Raw genomic sequence first — 18,990 nt, 5'->3', positions numbered from 1 at the left:
TAGTTCGACTTTTCTCGTACTGGTGCGACAGTAGTCGAACTTAGCAGCTAGTACGATATAACTCGTACAAGGCGTCAACGAACCGAGGAGACCCGATGCCATCGGCCACCCACGCACCCGACACCACCGCAACGCCGCTCGCCGAGCCCGCCCGCGCCGAGTTGCGCCTGGAAGCCGTGCTCGGCGTACTCAGCGACCCACTGCGGCTACACATCGTGCGCAAACTGCTGCTCGAATCGCCCGATGCGGATCGCTCCTGCGGCTGGTTCGGCATCGATCGTCCGAAATCCACACTCACACACCACTTCCGGGCCCTGCGCGAAGCCGGGGTGACCCGTCAGCAGCAGTACGGACTGGAACGGCGCAGCCGAGTACGCATCGAAGACCTCGACGCACGCTTCCCCGGCCTGCTCGATCTCGTCCGCGCTTGGCAACCGGCCGACTGAGGCTCGGCGGCCGCTGGGGCGATCGGTGGCCGAAGCGGCTTACGAACTCGGTACCGGTGGATTGTCTACAGGACCTCGATCTGCGCAGGCTCAGGCAACGTCTGTGGACGCACGTCCGTGTACCAGGCGTACTCGATTCCACTGAGCCTGCCGTGCTCGACCCACAGAATGACCTCGCCGATCGATGCTCCGTCGCGATCGGTGACCGCTGCGCTGGCGAAGATTCCGTCCGTCGAACCGGATGCGGTCTCCACGCCAGGGGGCACCACCACATCGACGCTGGGCGAACCGACACCCCAGGTGGCGTTGACCTGTGCAAACGGAATCTGCGCCAGATAGTCGCCTGCACCAGCCTTGCCGGATGACAGCAGTTCGGTCACGACGCCGGTTTCGAGCTCTGTCAGGGCCCGCGGCTCAATCGGTGTGCTACACATCGCCTCTCCTCGATTCTCGTACTGATCGCGTTGGAATTCGATGCCTCCGAGCCCCGAGAAAATCGGATGCTTCCCCGCGTCGACCGACGATAGCGTCGCCCAATGGACCGCCTCCCAAGGCAGCAAACGGTTTCACGGCTCAGCACACACCCGGGCGGATTTCGACCGCGGTCGACGATGGCAGTCGGCGCGCTCGGTATCGCCACTTCCGGCGTATTCATCGCGCTCGCGGACGCCTCTCCCGCGACCGCCACCTTCTTCAGCGCCGGGGTCACTATCGACCAGATCGCCGCTGATTTCGGTGTCCAAACCCGCCACCGTCGCCCGGCGGATCGACGACGGTGCCAAACCCGGAAACAACCGCGTGGCGGATCCGTGCACGCGCCGGGGTCTCGGTCGTGCCCAGCGTCATCAATCCGTTCGACTTCGCGTTGGTGGTGATGCTCGGCATGCTCGGGCTGCGGATCTTCGAAGCCTGCAACACCGACAGCGCCGACATCGGCGAAGAACACGGCCACCGAGTGCTGCGCGTGGTGGGCAAGGGCTCCAAGATCGTGCTGATTCCGCTACCGCCCGCGGTCGGACGCGGGATCGACCGGGCGATCGCCGACCGCGACCTCGGCCCGATCCTGCTCAACACTCGCGGCCGGCGCATGGATCGCCACTGCGCCACCCGCCGCCTGCGCCCGCTAGCGAAGGTGTCGGTTGTCCGGCTTCCTCACATGCACCCGCACATGCTGCGCCACACCTTCGTCACGACCATGCTCGACGCAGGGGTCGACCTGCGAGATGTGCAGATCGCCGCTCGGCACGCCGACCCGCGCACCACGATGCGATACGACCGCGCTCGAACCAACCTCGACCGTCACTCCAACTACATCCTTGCCGCCTACATGGCCTCCGGCACATGACAACCCAACGTGCGCACATGCCTGCGCGTGACCGATGGTCAGTCGGCGGGCGCTCGATGTCGGCGCTTGATGCCACGGTCTGCGGATGTCACTGGAATTCTTCAATGGGTGTCGGGAACGTTGGCGATCGAGCTGACGGAACCGACAGAGAGTATCGCGGCGAATCTGGTCAACCAGCGCGCGGCGGCGAATGCGGCGATCAGGGACGTCTCGTTCGCACCGGAGGTGTTCGAAGATGAGGACTTTCGCGGCTTGACTGTCGACGAGTTCGACCGCGTCGTTCTCTGGTTGCCTGATCTGCCGACTATGTAGCGGCAGTGGCGGATCCGGTTACTCTGCGGCTCGTGTCGCTTCCGCCTGAAGACTGACCCTCTGATTCCGCGCCGAACGTGCCGATCGACGGGGTCGCTGTGACCGCGATCGGAGTTGCTGTCATCCGGGCACGGGAGTCCGAACGCCCGGATCGGTTGTATGACGATCCGATGGCTCGAGTGTTCGTCGATGCCGCCCAGAGGGGTTCACCGCGCAGCGCTGGGAACAACTCCTGGTGTTGGCCGATGAGTTCTACGAGGGCCGCACTGTGGGGGTGCGCTTGGCCGACGACCGCGTCCGCGAGGCGATGAATGCCGGAAACCGACGCACTAAACGTCTTTCTGTGCCGCGACCCGCGCGGTCGGAAGTGGCCGGCGTGGGCGCGAGCTACCTGTTCGAGAGCTGTTCCCGGAGTTCTGCGTTCGTTCGCTCCAGCATGGAAACGCGGAAGCGCAGCGCCTCCGTGGCGTCTCCGAATTCCGCGGCGGTGAATCGAGGTGTGATGTGCTGGGGGCAGTTCCAGTCGAACGCTTTCACTGTGACGACCATTGCCCGCTCGGCAACAGCCCCGGCATCGTCCGGATGCACCAAACTTTCGACGAGCGCCGGGTTCTCGGTGGAACGGATCACCTGCGCGGTTCCGAAGATCTTCAACCGGCGACGTCGCGGGTAGTCCATCGCGATCACGGCGATTCGGTCATCGGTACGCAGGTTGCCGGTGGTGATGTGTTGCAGGTTGCCTCGATAGTCCGCCCAGGCAAACGTGTGCTCGTCCTCGACCCGGACGAAGCCGGCGGGTCCACCGCGGAATTGAACGTAAGGCCACCCCGTTTCCCCGACGGACGCCAGATAGAAGGAATCGCGACTCTCGAGAAAGTGCTTCTCCTGGTCACCCAGAGAATCAGCCGCCGCATCTTCGAGATCCACCTTCGCCCGCCCGTAGAAATCCGCGCTTCCATAGATCTCTTGTTCCGCCGAAACCGCGTCGGTGAAGGCGATGGAGCCGTACCGGCGGCTCACGGCTTCGCCTCCCAGGCGGGCTCGGGGGTTCCATGCATGTCGCGGAACCCCCGAGCCCCGGCCCGGCTCACGTCACGACGCATGCTTGCGCACGAACGTGAGAGCGGTGTCGGCGACCTCCCGCCAGCCGGAGTCGATGATGAGCGAGTGCCCCCGGTTCGGGATGATCGCCAGCTCGGTCTCGGCAATCTTCTTCTGTTGGATGCGGTATTCGTTCTCCACCACCGCCTGCGGCACGGTGTTGTCATCAGCGCCGGCGATCAGGAGTAACGGTCCGCGGTCGTGATTGTCGGTGACCACCTTTGTCTCCGCGAACGGATTGAAATTGGCGGTCGCCGCCTGGAAGATCGGCGCACTCGAGGCGGGCACATGGAACTCCTCGTAGAGCGCACGGCCCTCCGCTTCACTCAGCGCGTTCGACCAGCCGAATGCGAACTGCTCCCAGGTGAGCGTCACGCCGTGTCTGGTGTGATTGAACCGGAGCAGGGCGGGGGCCGCCGCCTTGAGCGCCGCGGGTGGGAGCGCGGTGACACCCTTGAACTGGGCGGGGGCGATGGCGACGGTCACAGCGTTCTTCGATTCGCCGGCGAGCTTCTGCGCGATGAGGCCGCCGAAACTGTGCCCGATCACCACCGGCGCCTGGTCCAGGGCGTCGATTGCCTCGGCGTAGTGCTCGGTGACCTGTTGCACCATCTTGCCCGCGAATGCGTCGGGGTCGGCCTTGGCTTGATCGACCGTGTCCGGGTCGTCGGGCCAACCGGGCGCCAGGGTGGCGTAGCCCTGTTCCTCGAATAGGTCACGCCAGGCGCGCCAGCTGCTGGATAGGAGCCAGAGGCCATGTACGAACACGACCGGAGTTTTGCCTGCGGCGTTTGCCGCGGTGATCTCGTGGAGTTCTGTGGTGGTCAGAGTCATTGCCGTTCCGTTCTGTCATGGGACAGTTCAGCTCTCGGGATACCCCGAAAGCTGAACTGTCACTTCATCTTCGGCAGCTGCTACTTCGCCGACGAGTCGACGGGCTCGTTCTGCGTGGCGGTCACGGCGGCGAGAGCGTCGCGGATGACGGCGACGACCTCGGCGGGGCGGGCGTGCATGACGAGGTGGGAGGCGTCGAGCTCGACGACGGATGCTCCGGCTCGCTCGTAGCCGAAACGCTGCACGTCGGGGTTGATGGCCTGGTCGGCGGAGGCGACGATGCCCCACGCCGGCTTCTCGGCCCAGGCGGGCGCGCCGGCCGCCGGCTCGCCGAACGCGGTCGCGGCAAGCGGCCGCTGCGACACGGCGAGGACCGTCGTCAGGGCGGCGTCGACCCCTGCTGCGAAGATCGCCGGGAACCGGGTGATGTCGACCGACACGTCGATGCCGGGCTCGGACGATCCTTCGATCGGGTACAGGGTGTAGACGAGGGCCTCGCCGAGGGGCGACGGGGCGAAGCGGTCCTGCAACGCGCCCAGGCTCTCGCCTTCGGCGGGCACATACGCGGCCAGGTAGACCAGGCCGACGACGTTGGGTTCGTTACCGGCGACGGTGATGACCGCTCCGCCGTAGGAGTGCCCGACGAGCAGGACCGGGCCATCGATCTGGCGCACGACGGAGGCGATGTAGCCGGCGTCGGAGGCGAGGCTGCGGTTGCCCGTCGGCGGCGCCACGACTGTGACGCCCGCATCGAGGAGCCGGCGGACAACGGGGGCGTAGCTCGAGGCGTCGGCGAAGGCGCCGTGGACGAGAACGACGGTTGGGGTGCTCGACATGATGGTCTTCTTTCGGGAAACCGCCAGGGCGGTGGTGAGGATGTGCCGGGCGACACTCGTCCATCGGGATGCGATGGCTGATACCCAAAACGCTAGGCAGGGCCTGTTGACGGTGAGTGACCGATCTGTGCACTCCCACCAGGGCGGGTTCAGAGGTGCTTGTCGAAGAAGCCCGTCACGAATGCTGCGACGTCGGTCAGTGCGGTCTCGAGCAGGAAGTGCCCGCCGTCGAGTAGATGCACCTCGGCACCGGGGAGATCCGTGGCGAAGGCCAGCGCGCCCGCGGGCCCGAAAACGGGGTCGTTGCGCCCCCAGACCGCGAGCAGGGGCACCTGACTGCTCCGGAAGTAGCGCTGCACCGACGGGTACAGCGTCAGGTTGGTGGCGTAGTCGCTGAAGAGCGCGAGTTGCACCCGGTCGTTGCCCGGCCGGGCGAGCAGGTCGTGATCGTGGGTCCAGGTCGCTGGATCGATGAGCGTCTCGTCGGGCGCGCCCGACACGTACAGCCACCGAATGAGGTCGAGGGCGAACATTTCGCGCACGTCCGCTTCGGCGTCGGAGTCCGGGTTCTGCCAGTACTCGCGGATCGGAACGAAGAACTCGGGCTGGAAGCCCTCGTTGTAGGCATTGCCGCTCTGGCTGACAATCGCCCGCACCGCATCCGGCGCTCGCAGCGCGAGGCGCCAGCCGATCGGTGCTCCGTAATCGTGCACGAACAGGGCGTAGCGGTCGACGCGGAGCTGGGCCAGGAGGTCGGCGGTGACGTCGGTCAACGAATCGAAGGAGTACGCGAACTCCTCCGGCGGCGGCGCGTCGGAGAGGCCGAATCCGAGCAGATCGGGCGCGAGCACGTGCCACCGGTCGGCGAGCAGCGGGATGAGACCCCGGAACATGGCCGAGCTGGTCGGGAATCCGTGCAGGAGCACCACCGTCGGACGGTCACGGGAACCGGCCTCGCGGTAGAACACTCGGTGCCCGCCGACGTCGGCATAGCGGTGGTGGACAGAGCCCATGTCTGCGCGCTTCCCTAACCCAGGTTGCTCGGATGCCTCGTACTCGTCACGAGCGTATGAACGCGTTGTTGACGATCAGTTGACGAGCGCCGTCAGGGCTCGAGGATGGCGGACTCGACGCGCTCCAGAAGCCATTGCCGCGCCCGGTCGATGCCCCACCCGAAGGTCTCGGAGGCGAGTACGAACTGGGGGTTGCGGAAGTGGAAGTAGATGATTCTCGCCGCGTCGAGCACGGAGAGCCCGTCGGCGAGCTCGCCGATATCCGCGATGCCCTTCGTGATGGTCTCGAGGGCCTCGAGATGTCTCCGGTCCGCGATCTCCATGAACTCCTGCGCCGAGGGTGAGCTGGCCGCAGCCCGTTCGATGATGCGCATGATGTCCCCGGCCTCGGCCGCGTGGGCGACGTAGCCCTCGGCGAGGATGCGCAGTTTGTCACGACCGGTGCGCCCTTCCTCCGCATCGGCGATGATGCGGCCCACCGTCGGACTCGTGGTCCACATGTCCATCAGGGTGCCGAGCAGGCCCTCTTTGCCGCCGCACTGCGCGTAGACGGTGGCCGGTGAGACGCGCGCCGCACGGGCGATCATGGCGACCGTGGTCTGCTCGTAGCCGTGCTCGGCGAACAGTTTGCGGGCGCCGGCGACGACGTCGCGGCGGGTCATCTCCGCGTACTCCTCGCGCCGGTTCTGCGTGGTCTGCTCAGGCATCGTCGTCTTCCCTCACCGAGTCGGATGAGCGGGCCGAGAAAATCTCTACTGGCTGGAGTGGCACTCCAGACTCTAGAGTGTACCTTGACGCCAGAGCTCACCCCGCACGGGTGCAGGACGATGGGTCCGCCTATACAGGGAGTCGCACATGACCATCGAGCTCGTCACGGAGAGCGCACGCGGCATAAAGCCCGAGACGGCGACCGGCAGTCTGCGCCTTCAGGTGCTCGGCCCCCTCCGGGTGTGGCAAGGCGAGACCGAGCTGAGCGCGGGACCTCGTCAGCAGGCCTATCTTCTGGGCCTGCTACTCGCTCGAGAGGGCCGCCCGACCGGGGCCGACGAGCTCATCGACCTGATCTGGGGCGAGGACGCGCCGGCGAGCGCACTGAACGTGCTGCACAAATACATCGGCGCCATCCGTCGCATCCTGCAACCCGAGCTGCCTCCACGCGAACCCGGGAAGTTCCTGCTCAAGCAGGCGAGCGGCTACGTCTGCACGATCGGGCCAGACATCCTCGACCTCACCCGATTCCGGCAACTCACCACCCGCGCCCGATCGGAACGCGCCATCGGAAACGCTGCGGCGGTACTGGACCACCTCCTCGACGCCGTCGCCATGTGGAGCGGCCCGGCCGGAGACGGGTGGACGCACAGCCCCGACGCGACACCGATCTTCGCCGCTCTGAACGACGAGTTCTTCCAGGCCTGCATCGAGGCGGCCGGGATCGCCGACTCACTCGGTGAGTCGGGTCGCGCGCTCGCCGCGCTGCGGCGCGCGGCCGCGATGGCTCCCCTGCACGAGCCGGTACAAGCCGGCCTGGTCACCCTCCTCGGCCGGGTCGGCCGGCAGGCCGAAGCACTCGAAGTATTCGACGCCATCCGCCGCCGACTCGCCGAGGAGCTCGGCATCGACCCTGGCGCGACGCTGCGGACGGCCCGCCAGGGCGTACTGACCCAGTCGTCGGCCGAGCCGGATGCAGCGCGCACGCCGCCCGCGGTCTCCTCGGCCGCTCTCGACAGCCCGTCGACGGCGATCAAGAGCCCTGGGACCCGATTCGTCGGCCGATTCGAGGAACTGGCCGCACTGGGTCGCGCTCTAGAACCCGCGCTGCTCGGTGGGCGGGCGATCGTGGTGGTCGAGGGCGAGCCCGGGGTGGGCAAGACCCGGCTGATGGAGTCGCTGGCGCAGGATGCCGAGTCCCGCGGCGCCCTGGTCGTCTGGGGCCATTGCCTCGACGGAGACGGCGCGCCGACGATGTGGCCCTGGGTCGAAGTGGCGACAGGCTTGCTCGACGCGCTGCCGGCATCCCGAAGCGAGCACCGGTTGTCGGGCGACCTCGGTCACTTCGTGGGCGCCCATCGCGACGAGACGCCGACGAATCTCGATGGGAACGCCCGGTTCCGCCTGCTCGAGCAGATGGTCGACGTGATCGCCGAAGCCGCCGCCGACCGGCCCGTCGTGCTCATCCTCGACGACCTCCAGTGGGCGGAGGCCAGCTCGCTGCAACTGCTCGACTCCGTCCTCGCCCGCCTGCCGCTCGGTGTGGCGGTGATCGCCGCGATGCGAGACCGAGGCGCGGCCCCCACCCTCGAACTGACCCGCACCCTGGCGAGGATGAGCCGAGCCTCCGGGCACCGGCGCGTGCTCGTCGGCCCGCTCAGTCCGGCGGAGGTCGGCGAACTCGTGCGCAGTGAGACCGGAGTTGCACCCCCGGAGGACGTCATCGAGGTGATCCACCGACGCACCGCCGGCAACCCCTTCTTCGTGCAGGAACTGGGGCGGCTGCTCGGGCCGCAGGGCGTAGGCACCACCGAGGCGGTCGCGTTGAGCGGTGTTCCGCTCACAGTGCGCGACGTCGTGCGCGATCGGCTGGCCGCCCTGGGCAGCGACACAATCGCCCTGCTCGAGGTGGCGGCGCTGATCGGGCGCTCGGTCGAACTGCTGCTGCTCGCCCGGGCGGCGTCCCTCGACGTCGGCACCTGCCTCGAGCGCCTCGAGCCGGTGCGCGATCTCGGTCTGATCGGCCCGGCGGCCAGCGACCCCTTCTGCTACCGGTACACCCACGATCTGGTTCGCCAAGCGGTCTCGGAGGGCGTCTCGCCGGTGCGCGGCTCGGCAATCCACGGACGCATCGCCGACGCGATCGAGGCAGGCGCGCTGAGCGACGAGTCCGCTCCCGAGTGGCTGGCTCACCACCTGTGGGCGGCGGGGCCGGTCACCGATCCCAGCCGCACCGTCTCGGCGCTGATCGGCGCGGGCTCCAGAGCTACCGCCAAGACGTCGCTGCAGGCCGCCGAACGTCACTTCGGGTCGGCGGTCGAGCTGGCGCGCAAGTCGTCGCTACCCGAGCTGGAGCTCGCCGCGCTATCGCAGCTGATCGCCGTCGTGGGCATGCGCTCGATGTACGGCATCGCCTCCGTCAGCCTGCTCGAGCGGGCCGAGCAGGTGGCCCGGCGCCTCGGGGACGAACGCGTAGCCACTGGATTCCTGTTCTCACGCTGGACCGCACACGGCCAAGGACTCCAACTCGACCAGAGCACCGTGCTCGCCGACCAGCTCGACCGGCTAGCCTCGAAGTCGACCGATCCCGTCGTACACACCTACGGAACGACCGCCGCCGGCATCCATCGCTGGTGCGTCGGCGAGGTCGGCGAATCCTTCCGCCGCCTCGACGCCATCAGCACCGCCCTGGTGCCGCAGATCGACCCGCTGGAGAACGACCCGGTCCATGACGGCGTGCAGCTGATGGCCGCAGGCATGTTCGCCGAGATCGTCGGCTACCACGGCGACCTGTCACGCGCCGAGGACCTGTTCGCCACCCTCACCACAGCAGCCGGCCGCGACCCCTACGCGGTCACCGTCGCCGCCTCCTTCGAGGCCAGAACCGCCGCGGTCGCGGGTGATGCGCTCGGAGCTCTGCGGGTGGCCGACCGCGGAATAGCCGTAGATCCCGGGTTCTCGTTCGTCTCCCTCGGCACCTACCTGCGACTGGCCCGCTGGTGGGGGCAGGCACTGACCGGACTCGCTCCGGCAGCCGCCGCCGACGAGGCCGACAAGCTCATCCGCAGCAACCTCAGCAGCCCCGCGCGCACCTGCCTCTCGACCTGGCTCGCGCTGCTGGCCGAGATGCACCTGGCTGCCGGCTCTCTGTCGGCGGCCGCGGACGCCCTCGAGCGCGCCGATGACGCACTCAACCGCTACGGGCAGCGATCCGCCGAGCCTCTCGTCATTCTCGTCCGCGCCGAACTCGCCCAGGCCGAGGGCGATAATCGCGCCGCCATCCGGGAGGCCGAGCGCGCCTGCACCCTGGCCCGGCAGCGGGAGGCACACCTCTTCGCCGAGCGCGCCGAGCGACTCCGCACCGAACTGCACGGGTGAACCGGCACGGTTACCGGAATCCACCAACTCTGCACAGGACATGCACAGCGCCCTCGTAGTTTCGGGTCATGAATCGAGATGCGCACGACCGCTTGACCCCCGAACAGTTCGGCCGCCTGGCTGCCTACGGAGTCCGCGAATACGTCCGACCGGGGCAGATCCTCTCCCGCAGTGGAGACCATCGCTACGACCTCTTCCTCATAGAGTCGGGCGCGATCGAGGTGGTCTGCGATGCCACCGGTAGCGATGCCGAACGGGTCATCTCCGCCAGGGGCGCGGGCGACTTCACCGGCGAACTCGGCATGCTCACCGGGCAGAGCGTCTTCCTCACCTTGCGAGTGAGCGAGCTCGGCGCGGTCGTGCGCATCGATGCGCACGGCTTCCGGGCGGCGTTGAGCGAACAGGCAGATGTGGCCGACATCCTGATCCGCGCGTTCGGACGGCGCCGCCAGGCAATTCTCGGACTGGTGAGCAGCGTGGCGCAGATCGTGGGAATCTCCGACTGCGCCGACCACCGAGCCCTCAGAACCTTCGCCGCCCGCCAGCAACTCGCGCACACCACGGTGGATGCGGACTCCATCGCCGGGCAGGCCCTCATGACGGAGCGGGACCTGACCGTCGCCGACCTCCCCGTCGCGGTCGTCTCCGACTGCGTGCTGAGGCGCGCCACGCCACACGATCTCGCCGCCGCGCTGGGCCTCACCTATTCCCCCGGCGACCACGACGTCGACCTCGTGGTGATCGGCGCGGGCCCGGCCGGGCTCGCGGCAGCGGTGTACGCGGCGTCCGAAGGGCTGGTCACCGCGGTGCTCGACGCCACCGGCGCCGGCGGTCAAGCCGCGACCAGCTCGAGGATCGAGAACTACCTCGGCTTTCCAGGAGGAGTGAGCGGCGACGATCTCGCGCAGAGCGCCGCCCTGCAGGCGCTGAAGTTCGGAGCCCAGCTCTACACCCCGTGCCAGGTCGTGGGGATCAGCACGTCCGCCCCCGACGGCGCCGGGCCGACGGTGACGCTCCGCGACGGCACCGCCCTGCGCGCACGCGCCGCGATTGTCGCGACCGGGGCGCACTACCGCCGCCTCGGCGTGCCTCGCCACGATCACTTCGAGCGACGTACGCAGATCCGGTACTCCGCGACCGAGCTCGACGCCCGCGACTGCCGCGCGCAGCCGGTAACGGTTGTGGGAGGCGCTAACTCCGCGGGCCAAGCCGCCCTGTTCCTGGCGTCGAAAGGGTCTCGTGTCGACCTCATCGTTCGGGCCTCCGGTCTCGAAGCCAGAATGTCCCGATACCTCGCCCAGCGCATCAGAGCCCACCAGCTGATCCGCGTGTGGGTCCAAGCCGAAGTCGTCGAGTTGCTCGGCGCGGACTCCCTCGAAGGCGTCGTCGTGCGAAGCGCCGACGGCGCAGTCCAGACCCGGGAAAGCCGGATCGTCTTCTGCCTCGTCGGCGCGGTACCGGACACCGAGTGGCTGACCGATCTCTCTCGCGACGAGTCCGGATTCATCCTCACCGACGCTCGACTTCCCCGCCGCCCCGGTCACTCCGAGGCGCTGCCCTTCCAAACGAGCGACCCGCACATCTTCGCGGTGGGTGACGTGCGAGCCGGGTCGATGAAACGGGTGGCGTCCGCGGTCGGCGAGGGCGCGAGCGCCGTCTCCTCCGTGCACACGCTGCTCGCTGCGACTCGCCCGTCGTAGCACCAGCTCGCGCGCCGGTGCGGATGTCTCCGGCGCGGACTTCCTGGGCACGAAGCTCGAGTTCGTGAATTTCGGGAACGCGAACCTGACCGATGCTGAGCTCGGCTACGCCGACTTCAGGTGCGCGGCATCGGCTACGACGGCTGGACGTCTTGGCCCGAGGGGCTTACTCCTCCGCCATCGGCATGAGCAAGGCAATTGCGCCACACGGCGCGCAGCTCGGTTCTTGCCGTCCCGCAGCGGCACAGCTTGACTTCCCGACCATAAACGGTCAGCGCCGCGCGGCCGTTCCTCACCAAATCCACCCACCCTCCAGCGATTTGCTCTGGTTGCCCCCTGGGCGAATCGCTGCAAACCGGGCAGATCAACGGCCGGCGAACGCACGCAACTGCCGATGAGCGCGCCTCATGACACTGCCTCTCCACAACATCAGCCAGACCGACGAACCTGGCTCCCTCGAACTGGCCTCGCCCTTAGGTCAGCGATGAATTTGCCGATCTCAGGTAGTCCACAGAGGTATGGATATCAACTCCTTGTTCTTCGGCCTGGCCGTGACGGATTTCGCGGCGGCAGACAGCTGGTACACACGCTTGTTCGGTCGTGCGGCCGATTTCGTGGTGACGCCGGGAGTCGAGGCGATGTGGCAGCTGAGCGACACCGCCTTCGTCTACATCGTGGTCGATCCCGAGCACGCCGGTCAGGCTCTGGTGAACATCGCCGTGTCCGACCTGAACGCCGTCATAGCCGAAATCGTTTCGCGCGGTGTCGATCCCGGACCGTTCATCCTCGTCGGGCCGGACGGCGCGGCAGGCCGGAAAGCACCGTTCACCGATCCGGACGGCAACTCGATCTTCATCATCGAGATCACAGGCGCCTGAGTCGAGTCGCGCGGTGCACTTGGGTACCGCACCCGCCCGGTGAAGCATCCGACCATCGGCTGGATTCGATTCTCGCCGGTGGGGCGGAGTCCTCCGCACGACGTCATCCTGGTCCAGTGTGCGGCCAACACAACATCCTGTAATGCCGCGACCCGAGCTAGTTCGGCTCGAATCGCGCAGCCCGTAGCGACTCGGAAAGTGTAAGGTGCAGCGCTACATAATCTCTGAGCTGATCCCAAGGTTGACCGACACGATTACGGGTGCCGGTCATATCGCCGAACGGCCGTTGAGGCACGTGAGTCGTGAACTTCGAGCGTCGGGGTATCGATCGGCCGATGAAGGCAATGCGCGCCAGCTCTATGCGGCTGGCGAAGGGGACCCGCCGTACGTCGATTCACCTTTGGCGCGCTCGCTGATCGGCGCGCCGGTGAGCCGCTCAGCGCCATTGGAAGTTGCTGACGAGCTCGAACGAATCCGGCTGTCCGGTGCTAAGTTGACCTGGAAGAACATGGGTCCCCGTGAGACACAACGAGAGTTCGAAGACTGGATGCGTGCGCCGGAAGAGGGGCCGCTACCGCCACTGACTCCGAGCACCGGTATGAATTGCTGGGAAATCATTCTTTATGCTGGAGTCAAAAGGGGTGTATTCACGCATTCCGGGCTCCATGAATTTTATACACCGGAAAGAGGGCCGGGCAACCAGGTTTTGCCGGAATGGTTCGAGCGATTCCCCGAGTTGCTCTGGCGGCACGGCATGTTGGAGCGCTACTTCCCCGGGGACCTCGGCTCAGCGCAGCCACGGAGAGGTGATCTGGTGCTATGGAACCAAGACGCTCATGTCGCGATGGCGACGGGGCGTTTCATCGGCAAGGATATCGATCGATCTCCGGAAGTTTATTCATTTTGGCCGGTGCCGGGCCCCTTCACTGTAGACAAGGTCACCGGCAGCTGGGCAACGGTGATCGATGCCGTCACCCCGACATCGATCGATGTATTGACCGGCTATATGCGCGAGAAGGCCTATCCAGATGTTGTCCGGTTCGGTCGAGGGCCGTGGTAGATCTTGGTCGGTGCGCGGATTCGGCGCATTCGACGATGTGACTCGATGCGGCGAACAGCCGGATACGCAGACCTTCGTCGTGCTCAGCGATCGGCATCCGTATAGCGGATCACCCCGCGAATATTGCGCCCCTCCAGCATGTCCGGTAGCCGTCGTTGATCTGGTCGAGGCGGTACTTCCTGGTCACCATGTCGTCGAGCGCTAATTCACAGCGGTCTGTGACGATCGATATCACAGCGTCCCTCACCGAGAGTGGACTCGCTATCGCGGTCAGGGCGGCGTCACACGGCCAGTCGTCCTTCCACAGGCCGGCCACGGTGGAAAACATCGGCACAAGTACCGAGGAGCGAGAACTCGCCGCGATCAAAATCGGCGACTTTGGCACCAACAAGGCCACCTGGTATGGCTCCCTACTGGCGGTCGGGCTCTGGTGTCGCTCCTGCCTGAAGATTCAACCGGAGTTGACATCTGGATCAACACGCCGAAAAGTCTTCTGAAGAGTGGCAGCCTGACGTCCGGTAATGCCGCTGGGCGCGCGATCCGCGAGCGTCCGGATCTGCCGCGACCCGCGCGTGCGAACGGGGACAAACGTTGGCCGGCAGTTGATCTCGCGAACGCGCGCACGGTAGCCGAATTGAGCGCGTTCGGCTGCCCCATAGTTCGGGACGAGCGAGCTGGTTGCGAACGTCCGGATCTGTCTGCGGAACGCCCGGCCCCGCCCGACTTCACCCGATGGTGATCAGTCATGCCGGTTCCGGCTACATGGCGGATGCGCTGAGTATCGAGTGATCTGGGTCACTCTCCGTGGAATGTGTCGAGAGCTGCGCCGCGGCTCCGACCACAGGGCATACGCGCCCTGATCGGGGTGCCGCACCACTGAGGAGAAGATCATGGGACAGGTCGTTTCGAACATGTCGATGTCGCTGGACGGGTTCATCGAGGACGCCGATGGCAGCGTGGACCAGCTGTTCGAGTGGTACACCGCCGGGCCGGTGGCTACCGAGTCTGCCAATGTGGATCTTCCGTGGCACCAGTCGGAGGAAGATGCCGAGTACGTCCAAGGATCGGTCGACGACTTGGGCGCACTCATAGCGGGACGGCGCCTGTTCGACATTGCCAACGGCTGGAACGGCGCTCACCCGACGGGCCTGCCGGTTTTCGTTGTCACCCACCGTGTTCCGACATCGCAGGAATGGAACCACCCCGATGCACCATTCACCTTCGTCACCGATGGCGTCGCCAGCGCAATCGCTCAGGCGAAGGCCGCCGCGGGTGACAAGGACGTCGTGATCGCCAGCCCGAACATCGCCCAGCAGGCGCTCGACGCGGGCCTGCTCGACGTGATCACCGTCGACCTCGTGCCCTACCTGCTCGGCTCCGGCACACCGTATTTCGAGAAGCTGGCATCATCGCCCGTGCGGTTGGACAACCCGGTGATCCGACCCGGCAACCGCGCCACCCACCTCAGCTATCGGGTGCTGCGCTGACAGCGCCTAAACCATCCGCTATTCAGTGCAGGTCCAGACACGATAGGCAGCATCGGCACCGTCGCCCCAACCACATCCGGTCAGTCGCTGCATCATCTCGAACACGTAGTCCTCAGCAGTAGGGTCCGGCGCTGCTGCCTCTTCGGGTATCGGCTGTCCGTACTCATCGACAACCTGCCCCTCGGCATACACGATCCGGCGAAGCGGCGTCCTGTCGATGTACCAAGCGATACCGTGCACCGTCGACACACTGTTGGTCACCCAAGCGAGGGTTCGGCTGGTAATCGAAAGCTCCTGCACCGCTTCATCATTGAAGCTCACCCGAAAACCGGGATCGGCGATGAAGGTCCAGTCGCCGATCGAGGCGACCCCGTAATCACAAGGACGCCGGAAAACGCCGTCTATGTCGATGGCCTCCCCTTCATCACGCGGTCGACCGGGTAGCCGAACCGGATCCACCGGACCTTCGACGATCAGTCCGTTCACCTTCCAGCCCACGCTCAACCCCGTTCTGATGCAGATCTTCGTCGCCCCGGGCGAATTTTAGCCGCCAACCGACTAGCCCAATTCGCGGGCACGAACCCATCGTTCATAAGGGCAACGGGTCGCCCGCCTGTTCCGCCACCATGTAGGCGGCGTACCAATCGGGCCAGTTTTCATCACGCTGGCCGCCTGTCCTTTTCTCATGCTCGCCGTGAGCGACGGACGCGCGCCGCATCGCGCTTGCAAGATCCTGTGCGGAAGCGAAACTCGTGGCGGTCGAGTCGATCCGGCCAGGCAATCGTGTAGTGATCTCCTGGAACAGCCAGCCGTTGCCGTCGGGATCGCTGAACGATACAAAGGAGCGGTAACTGCTGTGGTCGGGGTCTGGACCGTTCACACGGATCCGTCCGAACAAATAGGGCTCGTCCGGACCGACGTACACGCCGTCACCGCCGTGGAACACCTCACCGATCTCGACGCCGCGACGGAGCAGAGCGTCGCGGGCGGCCTCGATGTCGGAAACGATCAGATACAAACCCTGGGCGGAGCCAGGAACCGCCGCGGTCACATTCTTGCCGAAGATGACTGACGTCGGAGAGCCTGGCGGCGTGTACTGGATCACCCGAAAGTCGTCTCCGTCGGCGAAGTCGGCGTCGAGCCGCCATCCCAAGTCGCCATAGAAGCGCTTGGCCCGATCCACATCTGAAACGGGAAGGACGACGATCTCGAGCTTCATGTCGAGCATTGCGGTTTCACTGCGCGCTCCAGTATCGGTCATATCAAACTCCTTTTGTTTGGATGACTTGCGGTGATTCCGAGGTCGTGACGGCACGGAGGCTGGAGTTGTGAAGTTCCTCGTTGGCGACCACGGCTCACCAGGCCGCCGCTACTTACGCACTATTGCATGATCGTCCCTGCGTTGCTTGTCGTCGATCACTAGAGTTCACCAAATGCGGCAGTCAGGATGCGTGGCTGCCAGCCAACGGTGTCCAGCCTCCCACCGCACGTACTCGACCCGCCCACCGGCGCAAGAAAAGGCGTGGCAGCGCGGTGCGTATCCGGACAGGCTTATGAACTGACGCGACTAAATGGGCCAGGATCGTAGCCGAACCGCCTCTGGCTTTTCGCCGCGTGCCGGCGCGGGCCGCTGATAGGCTTTGCGCGCTCTCGGCGTGTGCCTCACGGGCTGCGCCGCAATGCGTCGGAGCAGGAGGATTCAATGGGTTTTCCGGGCGGTAATTTCACCATCACCAATGAAGAAACTGGGCGCGTGCTCTGTACCATCCGCGGTAGCGGTGAGGGCGTAATTCTGGTTGGCTCCGCGGCGGTCCCGCAAGACGTCTGGTTCGTGGAAAAAGGCAAGCTGATCAGCCTGTACATCGAGAAACAACGCAATATCGGCACCTACGCCCTCAGCGCGCAGACCGGCGCGGGCATGACCGGGGTGTACCGGCCGCCGACCTACGACGAGGCGCTGCGGTACGCCGAATATCATCCGCCACAAGGATGGCGGGGCGACCGCCGGGATTGGGCGCAGGTATTCGCCGAGTTCTTGTCCGCTACCTCAGCACGCCAACGCGAGATCGCTGATCATGTACCGCAGGAGTATGCGGGCGGCTTGCCATGGTCGACAGCGCTGTATAGGGCGGCTGAGGGTGCCCGGGTGCCGGAGGGCTGCATGATCACCGTGGACGGCGCCACCAACGACAATGCGGGCAACCAGATATGGGTGACTCAGGACGGCTATATTTTCGACCGGGACAAGCAGTTCTACTTTTCCGATTATGAGGGAAAGCCGTATGGACTGTCCCGGGGCCGCCCGGCGCAAAAGTGGCGCTTCACCCCGGCTTAACTCCAGGAAAAAACGGCCACAGCAAGTCGTCGAGCTCTATCACCACGTCAGATTTCGCCGATGTGGAATACGGCGGGTTAGTACTCCAGCCGGACTTTGTGATCATGGCGAGTTGGCTACAGCTATTGTCGTGGGCCGAGGTAATCGTGGGACTCCACGATGAGTCCGGTTGCAGTGTTGGTTTTGCTGACGAAGATAAGGTCCGCGGGGTTGACTCGGGCGTAATCGTCATAGCCCACCACGGTAGCCGTCCGATGCTGCTGTTGATCGGTGGGCTGGAAGTGGGGCGGCCACCGCGTGATCATGTTGTGTTTGTGTGGGACACAACTGAATTGGCGGTGGCTGCGTTCGCCAGCGTAGGTGCCGACCGGTGGCGGCAACAGTTCGACGAGTTCACCGGCGCGATCGGACCGCGACTCCGGTGTCCTCGCGCGGTGGGTGACCGGCGAGGTAGCTGTCTTCGGTCGGATAGTCGAAGGAGTCGGCGAGAAAGTCCCGATCGCTTACTGGCAGGTGCCAGGCTCCATCCGAACCCGCGACCGCCGATGAGGCAAGCCGGTCGATGGTGTCGGCGACGGTAGCGGCATAGTCACCAACCGCCCGATACCCGAGATCTGCGGCAGCCGCGGTGTCGAGCACGATCGGCGGCCGAGCATCCCAGGGATGTCGCCCCAACCCAGGGGAAGCATCCTCGTCGAGCAGTATCTCTTTCCAACGGTGTCCGAGCCGCTCGGCGATGATCGCGGCGATCTCCCGACCCGTCGGCGCATCCGGGTCCGCGCTGTTCAGAATCCGGCAACCTGGCTCGCCCGCAACGGTTTCCACCAGTGCAGCGAGATTGACCGCGGCGGTCGGGTGATCGACTCCGGCACCGTGCCCGGCCAACAGCGCTATCGGCCGCCGGTCCAGCACTCGTTTGACGAAGTACCATTCCCGCGGACGACGAGCACCTGCCCCGTGCACCTTTGACGCGCGCAGCACCGTCACTGGTGCGCCGCTGTCGAGCAGCACCTGTTCGGCAGCAGCCTTGCTCGCGCCGTAGCCCTCCCGAGTCGTGTAGTCACCGTCGCCGGGCGCGAGCGTCGGATCCGTTTCGCGGATCGGCACCGGAAATCGTGGGGCGGCAGCCGAGTTGACGTGATATCCGCCCTCATCCACATAGACGGCTTTGCTGGAGATCATCACCGTCGAGGCCGCATCTCCCGCGAACGGTAGCAATTGCCGGGCGTGTTCGGCGGTGAAGCACAGGCAGTCGACCAGCAGGTCCGTCCCGTCGCCGTACACGCCGCTCAACTCGGCTCGATTGTGACGATCTGCCATCCTGAACCGTGCTCCGGCCGCGGTCAGATCATCGGGCAGCCGAGCCGGATCCCGTCCGACCAGATCGACCGCCCAACCGCCGCTGAGAAGTCGGCGGGCGATCGCCGAACCGAGCACGCCCGTCCCGCCGAGCACAAGCGCACGAGCCATACCCACGACCTTAGCCACCCCAGCGCCGACCTCGATAGGCGATACTCCACCGTTCCCCGAGAACGTTGACAATGGCTGCGCCGTCGG

21 protein-coding genes and 1 pseudogene are annotated in these 18,990 nt (G+C 65.9%); 12 read left to right on the top strand and 10 right to left on the bottom strand.

Annotated features, from left to right (window positions below; genetic code table 11):
- The first annotated feature begins 95 nt into the window (after positions 1-95).
- Entirely contained in the window at positions 96-446 is a 351-nt protein-coding gene (locus tag ACLMAJ_RS11080) for an ArsR/SmtB family transcription factor (RefSeq protein WP_412013495.1), read from the top strand.
- A gap of 65 nt (positions 447-511) precedes the next feature.
- Here ACLMAJ_RS11080 and ACLMAJ_RS11075 read toward each other — a convergent pair whose 3' ends face one another.
- The gene (locus ACLMAJ_RS11075) at positions 512-880 is read right to left on the bottom strand and encodes a hypothetical protein (RefSeq protein ID WP_412013494.1); all 369 of its coding nucleotides are present in this window, start codon (positions 878-880) and stop codon (positions 512-514) included.
- Positions 881-1,221: 341 nt separating this feature from the next.
- Here ACLMAJ_RS11075 and ACLMAJ_RS11070 point away from each other — a divergent pair, with 341 nt between their 5' ends.
- From ACLMAJ_RS11070 to ACLMAJ_RS11060, 3 genes are all read left to right on the top strand, one after another.
- Positions 1,222-1,791 carry a tyrosine-type recombinase/integrase gene (locus ACLMAJ_RS11070; protein WP_412013493.1) on the top strand — a complete coding sequence of 190 codons (570 nt, stop codon included), beginning with the start codon at positions 1,222-1,224 and terminating at the stop codon, positions 1,789-1,791.
- Positions 1,792-1,899: 108 nt separating this feature from the next.
- Positions 1,900-2,103 carry a hypothetical protein gene (locus tag ACLMAJ_RS11065; RefSeq protein ID WP_412013492.1) on the top strand — a complete coding sequence of 68 codons (204 nt, stop codon included), beginning with the start codon at positions 1,900-1,902 and terminating at the stop codon, positions 2,101-2,103.
- 77 nt (positions 2,104-2,180) lie between these two features.
- Positions 2,181-2,414 (top strand): class I SAM-dependent methyltransferase, encoded by a 234-nt coding sequence (locus ACLMAJ_RS11060; protein WP_412013491.1) that lies wholly within the window; start codon positions 2,181-2,183, stop codon positions 2,412-2,414.
- A 76-nt stretch (positions 2,415-2,490) separates the two neighbouring features.
- On the opposite strand, the gene ACLMAJ_RS11055 is transcribed toward ACLMAJ_RS11060, so the two are convergent.
- From ACLMAJ_RS11055 to ACLMAJ_RS11035, 5 genes are all read right to left on the bottom strand, one after another.
- Positions 2,491-3,123, bottom strand: a complete 633-nt coding sequence (locus ACLMAJ_RS11055; RefSeq protein WP_412013490.1) for a pyridoxamine 5'-phosphate oxidase family protein — start codon at positions 3,121-3,123, stop codon at positions 2,491-2,493.
- 72 nt (positions 3,124-3,195) lie between these two features.
- On the bottom strand, positions 3,196-4,038 hold the full coding sequence (locus ACLMAJ_RS11050; RefSeq protein WP_412013489.1) for an alpha/beta hydrolase: 843 nt from the start codon (positions 4,036-4,038) through the stop codon (positions 3,196-3,198).
- A gap of 80 nt (positions 4,039-4,118) precedes the next feature.
- Entirely contained in the window at positions 4,119-4,874 is a 756-nt protein-coding gene (locus ACLMAJ_RS11045; protein WP_412013488.1) for an alpha/beta fold hydrolase, read from the bottom strand.
- A 149-nt stretch (positions 4,875-5,023) separates the two neighbouring features.
- Positions 5,024-5,887 carry an alpha/beta fold hydrolase gene (locus ACLMAJ_RS11040; protein WP_412013487.1) on the bottom strand — a complete coding sequence of 288 codons (864 nt, stop codon included), beginning with the start codon at positions 5,885-5,887 and terminating at the stop codon, positions 5,024-5,026.
- A 92-nt stretch (positions 5,888-5,979) separates the two neighbouring features.
- Complete coding sequence (locus tag ACLMAJ_RS11035) at positions 5,980-6,594, bottom strand: TetR/AcrR family transcriptional regulator (RefSeq protein ID WP_412013486.1); 615 nt, start codon at positions 6,592-6,594, stop codon at positions 5,980-5,982.
- Positions 6,595-6,742: 148 nt separating this feature from the next.
- Here ACLMAJ_RS11035 and ACLMAJ_RS11030 point away from each other — a divergent pair, with 148 nt between their 5' ends.
- The 5 genes from ACLMAJ_RS11030 to ACLMAJ_RS11010 all read left to right on the top strand — a co-directional run bounded on the left by ACLMAJ_RS11030 (position 6,743) and on the right by ACLMAJ_RS11010 (position 13,611).
- Complete coding sequence (locus tag ACLMAJ_RS11030) at positions 6,743-9,973, top strand: ATP-binding protein (RefSeq protein WP_412013485.1); 3,231 nt, start codon at positions 6,743-6,745, stop codon at positions 9,971-9,973.
- 68 nt (positions 9,974-10,041) lie between these two features.
- Positions 10,042-11,673: an FAD-dependent oxidoreductase gene (locus ACLMAJ_RS11025; protein ID WP_412013484.1), complete on the top strand. Its 1,632-nt coding sequence runs from the start codon at positions 10,042-10,044 to the stop codon at positions 11,671-11,673.
- Complete coding sequence (locus tag ACLMAJ_RS11020; RefSeq protein WP_412013678.1) at positions 11,654-11,926, top strand: pentapeptide repeat-containing protein; 273 nt, start codon at positions 11,654-11,656, stop codon at positions 11,924-11,926. The genes ACLMAJ_RS11025 and ACLMAJ_RS11020 overlap by 20 nt, the downstream gene beginning before the upstream one ends.
- A gap of 265 nt (positions 11,927-12,191) precedes the next feature.
- On the top strand, positions 12,192-12,551 hold the full coding sequence (locus tag ACLMAJ_RS11015) for a VOC family protein (RefSeq protein WP_412013483.1): 360 nt from the start codon (positions 12,192-12,194) through the stop codon (positions 12,549-12,551).
- Between the two features lie 241 nt (positions 12,552-12,792).
- Positions 12,793-13,611 (top strand): hypothetical protein, encoded by an 819-nt coding sequence (locus tag ACLMAJ_RS11010; RefSeq protein WP_412013482.1) that lies wholly within the window; start codon positions 12,793-12,795, stop codon positions 13,609-13,611.
- Between the two features lie 83 nt (positions 13,612-13,694).
- On the opposite strand, the pseudogene ACLMAJ_RS11005 reads toward ACLMAJ_RS11010, so the two are convergent.
- Positions 13,695-13,819: pseudogene (locus ACLMAJ_RS11005) on the bottom strand (alcohol dehydrogenase); the annotation flags it as partial.
- Positions 13,820-13,829: 10 nt separating this feature from the next.
- On the opposite strand from ACLMAJ_RS11005, the gene ACLMAJ_RS11000 reads away from it, so the two are divergent.
- Both ACLMAJ_RS11000 and ACLMAJ_RS10995 read left to right on the top strand, forming a co-directional pair.
- Positions 13,830-14,108: a hypothetical protein gene (locus ACLMAJ_RS11000; RefSeq protein WP_412013688.1), complete on the top strand. Its 279-nt coding sequence runs from the start codon at positions 13,830-13,832 to the stop codon at positions 14,106-14,108.
- Between the two features lie 393 nt (positions 14,109-14,501).
- The gene (locus ACLMAJ_RS10995; RefSeq protein ID WP_412013481.1) at positions 14,502-15,098 is read left to right on the top strand and encodes a dihydrofolate reductase family protein; all 597 of its coding nucleotides are present in this window, start codon (positions 14,502-14,504) and stop codon (positions 15,096-15,098) included.
- A gap of 18 nt (positions 15,099-15,116) precedes the next feature.
- Here ACLMAJ_RS10995 and ACLMAJ_RS10990 read toward each other — a convergent pair whose 3' ends face one another.
- Positions 15,117-15,596 (bottom strand): hypothetical protein, encoded by a 480-nt coding sequence (locus ACLMAJ_RS10990; protein WP_412013480.1) that lies wholly within the window; start codon positions 15,594-15,596, stop codon positions 15,117-15,119.
- A 91-nt stretch (positions 15,597-15,687) separates the two neighbouring features.
- The gene (locus ACLMAJ_RS10985) at positions 15,688-16,359 is read right to left on the bottom strand and encodes a VOC family protein (protein WP_412013479.1); all 672 of its coding nucleotides are present in this window, start codon (positions 16,357-16,359) and stop codon (positions 15,688-15,690) included.
- Between the two features lie 441 nt (positions 16,360-16,800).
- On the opposite strand from ACLMAJ_RS10985, the gene ACLMAJ_RS10980 reads away from it, so the two are divergent.
- A complete protein-coding gene (locus tag ACLMAJ_RS10980) occupies positions 16,801-17,433 on the top strand; it encodes a hypothetical protein (RefSeq protein ID WP_412013478.1) in 633 nt (210 codons plus the stop codon).
- Between the two features lie 393 nt (positions 17,434-17,826).
- On the opposite strand, the gene ACLMAJ_RS10975 is transcribed toward ACLMAJ_RS10980, so the two are convergent.
- On the bottom strand, positions 17,827-18,903 hold the full coding sequence (locus tag ACLMAJ_RS10975; protein WP_412013477.1) for an NAD-dependent epimerase/dehydratase family protein: 1,077 nt from the start codon (positions 18,901-18,903) through the stop codon (positions 17,827-17,829).
- Positions 18,904-18,990 lie beyond the last annotated feature (87 nt).

The organism is Nocardia arseniciresistens, assembly GCF_046764875.1.
GTDB classification, from domain to species: Bacteria; Actinomycetota; Actinomycetes; order Mycobacteriales; family Mycobacteriaceae; genus Nocardia; species Nocardia arseniciresistens.
Note: the sequence above shows the minus strand (reverse complement) of the source record. Positions and strands in the feature narration are given on the sequence as shown.

What these genes read in the sequence shown, in the direction of transcription:
- ACLMAJ_RS11080 (WP_412013495.1), top strand. Translation starts at nt 96, where the DNA reads ATGCCATCGGCCACCCACGCACCCGACACCACCGCAACGCCGCTCGCC.
- ACLMAJ_RS11075 (WP_412013494.1), bottom strand. Translation starts at nt 880, where the DNA reads ATGTGTAGCACACCGATTGAGCCGCGGGCCCTGACAGAGCTCGAAACC.
- ACLMAJ_RS11050 (WP_412013489.1), bottom strand. Translation starts at nt 4,038, where the DNA reads ATGACTCTGACCACCACAGAACTCCACGAGATCACCGCGGCAAACGCC.
- ACLMAJ_RS11045 (WP_412013488.1), bottom strand. Translation starts at nt 4,874, where the DNA reads ATGTCGAGCACCCCAACCGTCGTTCTCGTCCACGGCGCCTTCGCCGAC.
- ACLMAJ_RS11040 (WP_412013487.1), bottom strand. Translation starts at nt 5,887, where the DNA reads ATGGGCTCTGTCCACCACCGCTATGCCGACGTCGGCGGGCACCGAGTG.
- ACLMAJ_RS11035 (WP_412013486.1), bottom strand. Translation starts at nt 6,594, where the DNA reads ATGCCTGAGCAGACCACGCAGAACCGGCGCGAGGAGTACGCGGAGATG.
- ACLMAJ_RS11030 (WP_412013485.1), top strand. Translation starts at nt 6,743, where the DNA reads ATGACCATCGAGCTCGTCACGGAGAGCGCACGCGGCATAAAGCCCGAG.
- ACLMAJ_RS11025 (WP_412013484.1), top strand. Translation starts at nt 10,042, where the DNA reads ATGAATCGAGATGCGCACGACCGCTTGACCCCCGAACAGTTCGGCCGC.
- ACLMAJ_RS11015 (WP_412013483.1), top strand. Translation starts at nt 12,192, where the DNA reads ATGGATATCAACTCCTTGTTCTTCGGCCTGGCCGTGACGGATTTCGCG.
- ACLMAJ_RS10995 (WP_412013481.1), top strand. Translation starts at nt 14,502, where the DNA reads ATGGGACAGGTCGTTTCGAACATGTCGATGTCGCTGGACGGGTTCATC.
- ACLMAJ_RS10985 (WP_412013479.1), bottom strand. Translation starts at nt 16,359, where the DNA reads ATGACCGATACTGGAGCGCGCAGTGAAACCGCAATGCTCGACATGAAG.
- ACLMAJ_RS10980 (WP_412013478.1), top strand. Translation starts at nt 16,801, where the DNA reads ATGGGTTTTCCGGGCGGTAATTTCACCATCACCAATGAAGAAACTGGG.
- ACLMAJ_RS10975 (WP_412013477.1), bottom strand. Translation starts at nt 18,903, where the DNA reads ATGGCTCGTGCGCTTGTGCTCGGCGGGACGGGCGTGCTCGGTTCGGCG.